The organism is Mesorhizobium oxytropidicola (assembly GCF_056174625.1).
On the sequence record NZ_JBWBWK010000003.1, the window covers coordinates 78,774 to 90,915 of the forward strand.

General features: G+C 61.1%; 8 protein-coding genes and 3 pseudogenes. 7 read left to right on the forward strand and 4 right to left on the reverse strand.

What is annotated here, in order from left to right:
• Positions 1-181 precede the first annotated feature (181 nt).
• On the forward strand, positions 182-1,903 hold the full coding sequence (locus tag AC0V8S_RS39780; RefSeq protein WP_475439426.1) for a hypothetical protein: 1,722 nt from the start codon (positions 182-184) through the stop codon (positions 1,901-1,903).
• Here the strand turns inward: AC0V8S_RS39780 and AC0V8S_RS39785 are convergent.
• The 4 genes and pseudogenes from AC0V8S_RS39785 to AC0V8S_RS39800 all read right to left on the reverse strand — a co-directional run bounded on the left by AC0V8S_RS39785 (position 1,875) and on the right by AC0V8S_RS39800 (position 5,250).
• Positions 1,875-2,969, reverse strand: coding sequence for an IS1595 family transposase (locus tag AC0V8S_RS39785; RefSeq protein ID WP_475438872.1), 1,095 nt, complete (start codon positions 2,967-2,969; stop codon positions 1,875-1,877). The two genes, AC0V8S_RS39780 and AC0V8S_RS39785, sit on opposite strands and share 29 nt — an antisense overlap.
• Positions 2,970-3,083: 114 nt before the next feature.
• A pseudogene (locus AC0V8S_RS39790) lies at positions 3,084-3,509 on the reverse strand (Tn3 family transposase); the annotation flags it as partial.
• A gap of 46 nt (positions 3,510-3,555) precedes the next feature.
• Positions 3,556-3,990, reverse strand: a pseudogene (locus AC0V8S_RS39795) (DUF4158 domain-containing protein); the annotation flags it as partial.
• Positions 3,991-4,155: 165 nt separating this feature from the next.
• On the reverse strand, positions 4,156-5,250 hold the full coding sequence (locus AC0V8S_RS39800) for an IS1595 family transposase (RefSeq protein WP_475438872.1): 1,095 nt from the start codon (positions 5,248-5,250) through the stop codon (positions 4,156-4,158).
• Positions 5,251-5,640: 390 nt separating this feature from the next.
• On the opposite strand from AC0V8S_RS39800, the pseudogene AC0V8S_RS39805 reads away from it, so the two are divergent.
• From AC0V8S_RS39805 to AC0V8S_RS39830, 6 genes and pseudogenes are all read left to right on the forward strand, one after another.
• Positions 5,641-6,072: pseudogene (locus tag AC0V8S_RS39805) on the forward strand (hydantoinase/oxoprolinase N-terminal domain-containing protein); the annotation flags it as partial.
• 111 nt (positions 6,073-6,183) lie between these two features.
• A complete protein-coding gene (locus AC0V8S_RS39810) occupies positions 6,184-7,689 on the forward strand; it encodes a hydantoinase/oxoprolinase family protein (protein WP_475439501.1) in 1,506 nt (501 codons plus the stop codon).
• Complete coding sequence (locus AC0V8S_RS39815; protein WP_475439427.1) at positions 7,686-9,416, forward strand: hydantoinase B/oxoprolinase family protein; 1,731 nt, start codon at positions 7,686-7,688, stop codon at positions 9,414-9,416. The genes AC0V8S_RS39810 and AC0V8S_RS39815 overlap by 4 nt, the downstream gene beginning before the upstream one ends.
• Before the next feature lie 187 nt (positions 9,417-9,603).
• Positions 9,604-10,740, forward strand: a complete 1,137-nt coding sequence (locus AC0V8S_RS39820; RefSeq protein WP_475439428.1) for an MmgE/PrpD family protein — start codon at positions 9,604-9,606, stop codon at positions 10,738-10,740.
• Positions 10,741-10,787: 47 nt separating this feature from the next.
• The gene (locus AC0V8S_RS39825) at positions 10,788-11,525 is read left to right on the forward strand and encodes a GntR family transcriptional regulator (protein WP_475439429.1); all 738 of its coding nucleotides are present in this window, start codon (positions 10,788-10,790) and stop codon (positions 11,523-11,525) included.
• A gap of 246 nt (positions 11,526-11,771) precedes the next feature.
• Positions 11,772-11,849, forward strand: a complete 78-nt coding sequence (locus tag AC0V8S_RS39830; protein ID WP_475439502.1) for a hypothetical protein — start codon at positions 11,772-11,774, stop codon at positions 11,847-11,849.
• Positions 11,850-12,142 lie beyond the last annotated feature (293 nt).

Sequence of the window (12,142 nt, forward strand, 5' to 3'; positions counted from 1 at the left end):
ACCGGATTGGTAAACCGGAGCAGCCCTTTCGACCAAGGTCCAGCTGTGCGCCTTCAGTCGCGCCTTCGCAGGCTGCGTGGCGATGCAAGGTGTGATTGTCACGACAGATATAACTCCAGCTGTTACTCGGTGGTTCTGTTCTGCCGCTAGGGACTAGCGCACGATGTCGAGGAAAGAGTTCGTGCCACTCAACCTGCTCGCCAAGTTGGCAGGAATCTCTCGGCAGGCAATTTGGAAGGCCTGCCTGCGTGGCAACTGGCGAGGGCACTCCCTGGAGGTGCGCGTCATTCAGGGTAAGGGCGGCAACGCGGGCAACCAGTATCTTGTTAGTTTGACTTCCCTCCCACCGGAGTTGCAACTCCGGTTAAGGCCCATTCAAACGCCGGTCCAAAACCCTTCGAAGCAGATCGCAAGCCGAGGCCGGCACGGCCGAGCGGACAAAGGCAAGAAACGTGTTGTCATCAGTCGGCAGTGGGATGCTCTGGTACCGTTCGACGTTCTCACCAAGGCCAAGATTGCAGAGGATCTAAAACAGGAAATCCGAGGCCTTCTTGCGGCCGGCGCAGCTTGGGGACACGTCAAGGTCTTGGCCCGCAACTTCCTGGTAGAGACCTCCAGGTCATGGGGATTCCGCCCCAGCGATCCAGCGAGTTTTGAGCAAGCCTGTTCGATCCCGTGGACGCTCGTTTCGGAAGAGCTTCATTATCGGAAGGTCCACCAGTTTCGAGCGAACCGCAAAGCCTACGAGGACAGCCGCCCGCGAGGGCGGCGCTCCATCGAAGGAATGCGCCCGATGGAATTGGTCGTGGGAGACGTGCACCCGGTAGACATCCACCTGACGCGGGCGGACGGCTCGATTTGTACTGCGAAGCTGATCGGGTTCCTTGATTGGGCAACTGGCCGCGTCTGGTGTGACTTGATCGCATTCGACACGCGCGGCGGCGTCAACAACCGCGATGTGATCGAAGTATTTGCGGCCATGGTAGAGCACCCCGCCTTTGGCCTGCCTGAGGCCCTCTACATCGATAACGGCAAGGAATATGGGTTCGCGACGTACCTGGACGACAACACTCTTACGGTGCCCGGGTTCCATGGGCCGGGTCGCTCGATGCGAGTTATAAACGCCTTGCCCTACAACGCCCCAGCAAAGCCAATCGAACGCTGGTTCGGCGACTTCGAGTCTCGCTATCTGAGCACGCTGCCGGGCTGGATTGCCGGTAATCGTATGAACAAGCGCCAGGGGGCGATCGGCCGCACGGTTGCGCCATACGGCACCTTCGACGATTTCGTTCCGGCGTTCTTCGGTCTTTTGAAGGCCTATCACAGCGTACCTATGGGAAAGCAGAGCGGCCTCAAGGGGCTTTCGCCCAATACCACTTTTCAAAAGCACGTGGCTGGCGGTTGGTCTGCGATCACCATGAGCCGGGACGAGGTCCGGGCGGCTGTAGCACGCCGTGTCGAGCGCACCGTGATCCAAGGCGCGATCAAACTCCGTGGACGTCGCTGGACCTGCGAAGAGCTGTGGCAGTACGCGCATGAAAAGGTGCTGGTCTGCGAGCCTGTCTATCATACGCCGGCCGAGCTGCTGTTGCTGGACATGAAGGGCAAAAGGCTCGGGATCGCAACCCCCGATGTCGCACTTCATCCACTTGATCATCGTGGCACCCAAAGCACGGCAGCACGAGCAAAGGCGCATCGCGATGCGATCGTAGACATGGCTCGCTCGGTCCCGAAAATCGACGTTGCAGCTCGCCTGATAACGCTTGGTCGGGATCAACCTGTCGTCATCCCCAACCAGCCGACGGGCAAAATGTTGCTCGACCCGTCTGAGCGGGGTCGGAACAAGAGCAGTGCGAAATCGTACGCGGCCTTTATCAACCAAAGACAGCTACGGCTGATTTGATGACGATGCCGCCATGCGGGCTTCGGCGCATCTGACGACCCGTGGCGGTGCGAAAAACATTCGTCAATTGCAGCGCAGGCGGCACGCGCGACCACAAGGTTCGCACGCTCTCCCGGCCATGCCGGGTTTTGCGAATGACGTTTCCTGTGACGACGCGCTGCGACCATCGGAAGCCGATCTCGTGGAAATACAGGTCGGCATGCTGCGGGCTGATATGATGAAAGACGCCGGCGATGGTGCGGCGGACGCGGGAGTTGAAGCCCTCCACCGAATTGACGTGGACGGCGTCGCGAACATACTCACCGCTGGAATGCTTCACGGTCTCGTGCTTGGCAAAGCTCTCACCAATGGCCATGAATGCCTTCCACTCGTCGCTCATCAAATGAGCTCCCGATTCGATCTGCGCTTCAATGACGCGTTCGCTTGCTCGCGCCGAGAGACTGGTCACGACCGCGGCACGCGCGTCACCGGACGGAGCGCCGGGCGTGACGTCGGTCGGCCGCTGCACCATGGCCATGACCGGCGCCTTCTCCGTATTCGCCTGACCTTTCCGGCCCCGTCCCGGAGGTGGGTCATCCGGCCGCTTTCTGGGCCTTCCACCGAGATGGAAATGGTCGATCTCCACCGTGCCGGCGAGCATGTTCTCCCGCGCCACCATGAGACGCAGCGCATGTCCCATCCGCCAGGCCGTTGGCTGGCTCACCCCGAGCGCCTCGGCCAGGCGCACCGACGACAAGCCCTTGTCGGATTGCAGTAACAGCCACATGGCCTTCAGCCAAACACGCAAGGGAAGCTTCGTGGAGTGCAGAGGCGTGTGTGTCGTCACCGTGAACTGGAACCGGCAATCGCCGCTGGAACATTGATAAAGACCTGGTCGGGCGCGCCGCTTGCCGGTATCGCGGCCGGCAATCGCAATCGAACGTTTGTATCCGCAGGCGGGGCAGATCCGGCCATCCGGCCACACCATGCTTTCCAGCAACCGACGGCAATGCTGCTCATCCCGGAAGGCCGCGATCATTTCTTCAACAGTCCGAATGTTGGAAAGCGCTGCAAGCATTTCAGGCATTCTCACCTCCTTCAGATAGCCCGAAGAATCGCATGAAAGGCCATAGGTCACAAGGATATTGCTGTCTTTGGTTGATAAAGGCCTCGTACGCTAAGGTCGAACGGAGCAGGAACGTTATGCGGCACGCCGTAGCCCAGCCGGGAGGCGAAGCGACCTGAAGCCTTCCGGGAGATGTTGCTCGCTGTCCCAGGTGTAGATGCCCGTCAGGTTGATGTGCTCCCAACTCAGCGGCGAGATATGCTTCAACAGCGTATCTGGGATGTTCCTTCCCGCCCGTTTGAGCTCTGTGACCGCGCGGTCGAGATAGACAGTGTTCCAGTGGACGATCGCGCTGACGACAAGATTGAGGCCCGATGCGCGGAATGCCTGACTTTCGAACGACCGGTCGCGGAGTTCGCCACGCTCATGAAAGAAGACTGCGCGTTTGAGTTTGTGCGCTGCCTCGCCCTTGTTGAGGCCGGCTTGGCAGCGCCGGCGCAGTGTCGAGCTCGAGTACCATTCGATCATGAAAAGCGACCGCTCGATGCGTCCGTTCGATCGTGTCGATTGCCGGCAGAAGAGATCCGCGTTCACGAAACATGGAGACAGTAGCACTCGCTATCGCGCCACCGTCGTCGGAGATCGCGGCCGCCTGAATTGCAGCCAACAGCGCAGCTCTACGGTCTTGCCCCGTCGCGCTCCGCGCGGCCAGATAAACCATCAAGCGAGCAATGTGATCGCGACGCGTTTCTTCACGGCGTGCATAGAGCGCAAACTTTCCAGCGTCGGCGCCAATCTGCTCAGCAACGTACTTTAGCATTGCGCGAGGCGGCGTTTCATCGGTCGCCAACACCCTGCCTGGATATCGCATCAAGCAGAGCTGAACGGCAAATCCGAGCTGATTGTGTTCTCGTCTGCGAAGTCCAATTTCAAGCCTGTCAGCCGACGACAACGAATAGTGTCGGATGAGGCCGTCCTCATCGGTTGGTATATCGAAAAGTCTCTGTCGATCCTGAACCTTGAGAAGCCTCCGTTTACCCATCGCCCAACTCCATCCACGACTAATCTGCCGGGAGCGTTGTCGAGTCGGAGGGGCGAAGAAATCAAAATTGGTGCCCTGCGATGGCAATCCACAGGGATCGGATGCTGCACAGCCGGACTACAGCAGAGTTCACGATCCGTTCGCCCTTAGCGTACGAGGCCTTTATCAACCAAAGACAGCTACGGCTGATTTGATGACGATGCCGCCATGCGGGCTTCGGCGCATCTGACGACCCGTGGCGGTGCGAAAAACATTCGTCAATTGCAGCGCAGGCGGCACGCGCGACCACAAGGTTCGCACGCTTTCCCGGCCATGCCGGGTTTTACGAATGACGTTTCCTGTGACGACGCGCTGCGACCATCGGAAGCCGATCTCGTGGAAATACAGGTCGGCATGCTGCGGGCTGATATGATGAAAGACGCCGGCGATGGTACGGCGGACGCGGGAGTTGAAGCCCTCCACCGAATTGACGTGGACGGCGTCCCGGACATACTCACCGCTGGAATGCTTCACGGTCTCGTGCTTGGCAAAGCTCTCACCAATGGCCATGAATGCCTTCCACTCGTCGCTCATCAAATGAGCTCCCGATTCGATCTGCGCTTCAATGACGCGTTCGCTTGCTCGCGCCGAGAGACTGGTCACGACCGCGGCACGCGCGTCACCGGACGGAGCGCCGGGCGTGACGTCGGTCGGCCGCTGCACCATGGCCATGACCGGCGCCTTCTCCGTATTCGCCTGACCTTTCCGGCCCCGTCCCGGAGGTGGGTCATCCGGCCGCTTTCTGGGCCTTCCACCGAGATGGAAATGGTCGATCTCCACCGTGCCGGCGAGCATGTTCTCCCGCGCCACCATGAGACGCAGCGCATGTCCCATCCGCCAGGCCGTTGGCTGGCTCACCCCGAGCGCCTCGGCCAGGCGCACCGACGACAAGCCCTTGTCGGATTGCAGTAACAGCCACATGGCCTTCAGCCAAACACGCAAGGGAAGCTTCGTGGAGTGCAGAGGCGTGTGTGTCGTCACCGTGAACTGGAACCGGCAATCGCCGCTGGAACATTGATAAAGACCTGGTCGGGCGCGCCGCTTGCCGGTATCGCGGCCGGCAATCGCAATCGAACGTTTGTATCCGCAGGCGGGGCAGATCCGGCCATCCGGCCACACCATGCTTTCCAGCAACCGACGGCAATGCTGCTCATCCCGGAAGGCCGCGATCATTTCTTCAACAGTCCGAATGTTGGAAAGCGCTGCAAGCATTTCAGGCATTCTCACCTCCTTCAGATAGCCCGAAGAATCGCATGAAAGGCCATAGGTCACAAGGATATTGCTGTCTTTGGTTGATAAAGGCCGCGTACGATTTCGCACTGCTCTTGTTCCGACCCCAACTTCAGACCAGACGCCGTCAGCTAACCGCTTACAAGCAAAGTGGGAGCGCATCGTCAATCCAATTGGTCGCTTTGATCTCTCGAGTGACCAGCGGCAGGCCTGCCGGGCCGCGCCCTCGCGCCTGCTTTCTATGCACCGCTACCCGATGCCCCCACCTTTATCACAAAACGAGTTGTATATCGTCGATATCCATGCACATATACCAACGATATATCAAATGGGAGGTGCATAGTGCTGGTTGGGAGTGATATCGGCGGAACGTTTACGGACGTGATCGGTCTTGCCGATGATGGTCGCGTATCAATCGACAAGGTGCCGTCGACACCGGAGGATTTTTCGGAAGCACTGCTTGAGGGGACGATGCAGGTCGCTCGCAACCTCGACCGCGAACCTGGTGCCATTGCCCACATGCGCCATGCATGCACGGTCGCTACCAATGCGATCCTGGAGGGGCGTGGCGCGAAAGTTGCGCTCATCACGACCAAGGGCTTTCGTGACGTTCTCGATCTGAGGCGTATTCGCATGCCGCGTCTTTACGATCCCCTGTATCACAAGCCGGCACCCTTGGTGCCGCGCCGCCGCCGTTTCGAAATAGACGAGCGGGTCGCCCACAATGGGGAGGTGCTGCAGCCGCTTCGCGATGCGGAGATCGACCGAGTTATCGATCTCATTGGCGAGGCCGGTGCGGAGGCGATTGCCGTCTGCTTGCTGCATTCCTACGCCAACGAGGCGCATGAGCGTCGTCTAGGAACTGCGATTGCGAGGCGATTTCCGGAAGTCTACTGCTCGCTTTCCGTCGACGTACTACCGGAAATGCGCGAATACGAGCGCACCAGCACGACCGTCGTGAATTCGTATGTCGGCCCGGTGGTCGCCGACTATCTCGACAGTACCGTTCGCAGATTTGCATCGGTCGGCGTAGCTGCAGGCTTCGAGCTGATGCAGTCCAGCGGGGGTACGGCCCCGCTTTCGGAAGTCAGGCGACTGCCCGCGCAGATCATTGAATGCGGCCCGGCTGCAGGCGTGGTGGGGGTCCAGAAACTCGGCGATGCAATCGGCGAGAAGAACATCATCGTCTTCGACATGGGCGGCACAACGGCGAAAGCCTCACTGATCGAGGATGGCCGCTTTTTCGTATCCGAGACTTTCGAGGTCGGCAGCGAACTCTCCGCAGCCAGCGCCATGGGAGGAGGCGCCGGGTATTCGGTCAAGCTTCCTGTCATCGATATTGCGGAAGTGGGCGCAGGCGGCGGCAGCCTGGTCTCGATCGATGCGGCCGGAGGCGTCGTTGTCGGACCGCGCAGCGCGGGCGCGGATCCCGGACCGGCGTGCTATGGGCGCGGCAACGAACAGGCGACGGTCACGGATGCCAATGTCGCGCTCGGCTATATCGATCCGTCCAACTTCGCCGGCGGCAGCATTGCGATCGATCCCGAGCTCGCAGTCCGCGCGATCCGCGACACGCTTGCCATCCGCACGGGATCGACGATGGAGGAGGCGGCTTTCGGGATACGCAGCATTGCGAATGCCCATATGGCCCGGGCGATTAAGGCGGTAAGTACCTACAAGGGCCGCGATCCGCGGGACTTCATCATGGTCGCTTGCGGCGGCAATGGCGGAATACACGGTCCCGACCTCGCCGCTTCTCTGGGGGTCGGCACGGTGCTTGTGCCACCGGCGGCCGGGGTCTTCAGCGCGCTCGGCCTTTTGTGCGCCAATGTCGAGGTGATGGCGTCAGTCCCCCTGAATATCATGCTGGACACTGCCGACTGGCTGGATGTGACAGGCCGCCTCAATGATGCGAGAGGCCTGCATGGGGCTCGATTGGGCTCCACGAGCGTCAACAGTGCCGAGCTCTCGTTTCTCATGCGCTATTCGGGCCAAGCTTTCGAGCTGGAGGTGCCGATCGAGCCTGCGATGCTTATTGCCAACGATGTCTCGGCGCTGGTTCGTCGGGTCTTCGAGGCGGTATATCGGCAAACCTATGGCTACTGCGCTGCCGAAACGCAGCACGTCGAGCTCGTTTCCGCTCGCCTACGGCTGAGCGCTCTTGCGTCACGCTCGATGAGCGAACTCCTGAAAGGACTGCCACGCGGCGAAGAGCACAGATCCAGTCGCAAATGCTATTTCGGTGCCCGCCACGGTTTCCTGGACACGCTCGTCCTCAGCCGTGCTGCGGTGCCCATAGACGAGGCGATCACAGGGCCGGCAATCATTGCCGAGGCCGAAGGCACCACCGTCGTGCCACCGGGCGCAACTGTCCAACGCGACCGTCACAACATCCTTCGCGTCAGGCTTCCCTTGCGAGAGGTCCCATGAAGCGCTTCGACCCCTATCTTCAGGAGGTTCTTCGATCGGCATATGACGCGATCGCGGAAAACCTCGCTATCATTGTCATGCGTGCGGCCTATTCGGAGATCGTGCGGGAATCGCTCGACTATTCGACCGCGCTTTGCGACCGGAACGGCCTGACACTGGCGCAGGGCGTAACGACGCCCATGCATCTCGGCAGCTTCCACGACGCCATCAAGAACCTCATCGCAACGGTTGGCGAATCCGCTGCGGACGGCGACGTCTTCATCTTCAACGACCCGTTCCTGGCGGCCGGGCAGCACCTGCCGGACATCTACGTCGTCAAGCCGCTGTTCCACCAGGGACAGATCGAAGGCTGGGCGACCACATTGGCCCATCACTCCGATGTCGGGGGCATCGTTCCAGGCAGCAACGCGCTCGGAGCACGGGAGGTGTTTCAGGAGGGGCTTCGGCTTCCGGTTCTGCCATTGATGCGTCGTGGCGAGAGAGTTTCAGAGGTGTGGGCGATCATCGAAGCCAATGTGCGTACCCCGGAACTGGTGCGCGGCGACCTCGAAGCCCAGCTTGCCGCCTGCAACAATTGCGAGCGCGAATTTGCAGAGCTCGTCGAACGCTACGGCATCGAGACAATACGTGCGAGTTCGGACGAGCTTCACAACCATGCCGATCGTCTGACCAGGGCCGAGTTCGCCGCCCTTCCCGATGGCGTCTACACCTTCGAAGACCATCTCGACGGCCTGGGCGACGAGCCAAGCCCGATCCTGCTCACGGTCAAGCTGACCGTGGCGGGCGATGAAGTCACCGTTGACTGGACGGGTTCGTCCCCTCAAGTCGAAGGAGGCGTCAATACGACCTTCCCGTTCACCAAAGCCTGTTCCTATGCGGCGCTGCGCTCGATCCTGACGGTCGATGTGCCGAACTGCCAGGGCTTCACGCGTCCGATTAAGGTGATCGCACCGGCGGGAAGCGTCCTGAATGCGAACTTTCCCGCCCCGACCGGAGCGCGCGGGGTCACGGGCTACCGAATGATCGATTGCATCTTCGGCGCCTTGGCACAGGTCGTGCCTGATCGGGTCGCGGCGGATAGCAGCGGCGGGTCTTCGCTTCCAACCTTCTCGGGTTTCTACGACGGTTCGCATTTCGTGTTCTGCGAAACCTTGATGGGTACTTCCGGCGCTACGCTGGCGCATGACGGACAGGAAGGCGTCGCCCATATCGGCTCTAACCAGGCTAACGTGCCGATCGAGCTCGTCGAGGCGCGCTATCCGCTGAGAATAGAGGAATATTCGCTCGTGGCCGACAGCGGCGGTGCAGGCAAGACCCGCGGCGGTCTCGCACTGCGTCGAAGCTATCGGGTGCTGAAGCAGGGCATGTCCCTCAACATCCGTTCCGACAAGCGCACCTTTCCTCCGCACGGCCTTTTCGGCGGATCTGAAGGCGGCGCCTCCCACACAGTCATCCGTTCAGGTGAGCGGGAGATCGTCGTGCCGCAAATGCCGCTGTCGCCATTGCCGCTGGCTGAGGGCGATCTGGTCGTCCACACGATGGCCGGCGGCGGCGGCTGGGGGAACCCGTTCGAACGCGCGCCCGAGGAGGTACTCGAGGATGTTATCGACGCTCGCGTTAGCGTCGATGCCGCCAGACACGAATATGGGGTCGTCGTCGATTCCGATGTGCTCGACACTGCTGCCACTGAGGATCTGCGAAGGGCGCAGAAGAAGGGCAGCGCATGACACACGCCGCCTGGCTCGCAGACTTCGCAGTCGGTTTTTCCGGCGGCACGCTTCCGGCACAGCTTGCTTCGGCGGTAAACCGCTACGTACTCGACATTGCGAGGGCCGCGGCGGCCGGATCGACGACACGCACCGCGCGGCGGGCACGACTGGCCGCACCTACACTGTTCGGTCGGGCGAGATGCCGATGTGGTTCGACGGGGCGTCGGTAACCGCGAAGTCGGCGGTGTTCGCCAACGCAACCGCTGCCTCGATACTCGATCTCGACGACGGCCACCGCGCCGCGCTCGGTCATCCGGGGGCGGGGATCCTCCCGGCGGTTCTTGCCGAGGCGCCTGCCAACACAAGATGGAACGATGTGGTCAGTGCCATCGCGATTGGCTACGAGGTTGCGCTGCGAGTCGGGTCCGGCCGGCCGGCCATCCCGTTGACGGCCGTTTCGACCGGCCGGTGGGTCGGTGTCGGCGTCGCCGCCGCTGTGGCGCATCTACGCGGCCTCAGTGCGACTCAGACCGCACATGCCATCGCCATTGCCGCCACCACGGCGCCGGACCTCGTCGCCTTCGGCTACGTCCGCGAGACCGGCAATGCCGTGAAGGAAGATATCGGCTGGGCTTCCGCGACCGGCCTAGCCGCGGCGGACTTGGCGGAAGTGGATCACACCGGTCCGCGCGACATCTTCGACTACGCCTCATACTATGTAGGCGAACGAATGATCGCCGGCCTCGGCGACGATTGGATGGCCGAACGCGCTTGTCCGAAACGATATTCCTGCCGCTGGATTCGCTCACTGATTGACGGCATCTACGAACTCCGCGCTCAGCATGCGCGTCCGGTCGAGAATATCGCAGCAATCGAGGTCGAGAGCTTCCGGCATGCGTTGGGCCTCGCGAATGAGGTGGAACCGACAACCATCGAAGGCGCTCAGTACAGCATTCCCTACTGCACAGCGCTTGCATGCGCGTCGCAGCCAGAGGTCTTCCTGTCGCTGACCGAAGCGCACCTTCACGCCAAGCTCGTGACGATGACCGTCGCGGCCGACCTGCAGGAACTGTTTCCTGTCAGGGCTCCGGGTCGTATTCGCATCATCACCGGATCCACCACGTTTGAACGAACTGTTTTGCACCCCCTCAGCGATCCGGCAAACCCGCTGAGTGACGAGGCCGTCTTGGAAAAGTGCCGTCAGCTTTGTGCCTCTGCAGGACGTGCGCAACTCGCTGACACGATAAGCCGGAATCCTGCTGGAGCCCGTCGAGGACGCTCTGGCTCGAATCAACGCAGCCCTCGCGGAGATCCCCGCCATCCGGTGAAGGAGCACGTTTGATGGTCCACGTGGAAGATCACAAAGGATCGCGTATCGCCGGCGAAAGCATGGCCGACCTGGCAACGCGCCTGATACGCGACCGGATACTGGATCTTACCCTGAAGCCTGGCGCGCGAATCCAGGAACAGGAACTCATCGCGATGTTGGGCCTCGGCCGCACGCCGATCCGCGAGGCCATAAATCGGATATCCGCCGAAGGGCTTATCGATACCGAACTCAACCAGACCCCATCAGTCAGGCAGATGGACCTTGAGGAGGCGCTGAACCTTTTCGAAGCATATCGCGCGATCAGCCAGCTGACGGCGGCCTATATCGACTTTTCGGATGCCGGGTTGGCGCAGGACATCGTCGAAATGCAGAAGAAGCATCGGGAGGCTATCGGCGCCAAGTTGCCGCTGGACGTCAGCCACTGGAACTATTCCATCCATCTTCGCCTCATACGCTCTTCGCGCAATCAACATCTCATCACAGCCTGCCAGCGGATCCACAATCAGGCACGCCGACTCAACACCCTCGTCTACACGCTCGAGGTCCAGCAGACGGAACGCCCCTCCTATTCGCTCTCGATCGCCGAGCGCCAGCATGTGAGCTTCCTGTCCGCCCTGGAGAGCAAGAGCCGGTCTCAGGTGTCTGCGGTGCTCGACGACCAGGCGCTCACCTTTCGCGCGCGTTTTGTCCACGCTGTCGAGCGCGGCAGGGATGAGAGCGCGGACAGCCTGCGCCGCGCACTTGCCGGCCTGGCTCGATCCACATTGGTGGGGGGCGGTCAAAGCTACTCGACATAAGTCGGCGGGATAGATAGTGCAGAGCGTTTTTGGCTTGGCGTCGCCGTATCGACATTGAGGAGCGGACCCAGGTTGATAGAGCGTAATCGCCCGATTGTCACCGCCTGCCGGCTATCGTCGTGATGGCGTAAGACACGTGTTTAACGACGTCGTTTGCGACGTGTCTTAGGCGAGGTTTGCGATGCGTGTGGAAATTCTTGGCAGGAACGGCGGCGTCGATGGGGTGAGGAACAGAAACTCGACATTGTGATGTCGGTTGGGTCTGGAGCTACGGTAACGGAGGTGGCTCATCGGCACGTGACGCGGCAGCAGATTTACACCTGACGCAGTCAGCTGAAGAAGAAGGGACTTGTTGTCGCCGTCTGCGAGTGCGGTGTTTGTTCCCGTGGACATGAATGCCGTGCAGACCGAGCGCTGTGGAGACCGTCAGGACCCGTCTGGGATGGATCGAGTTGAGATTGACCTGCGGTCGCAGCCTGTTCTTCGACGGCGGCGTGAATGCCGCCACCCTGACGCGGCTAATCCGGGCGGTGGAGTCGGCATGATCGGACCGGGAACTGGCGTTCGAGTATACCTTGCCTGCGGGACAACGGCCACGCGAAATAATGTGGAGCGCC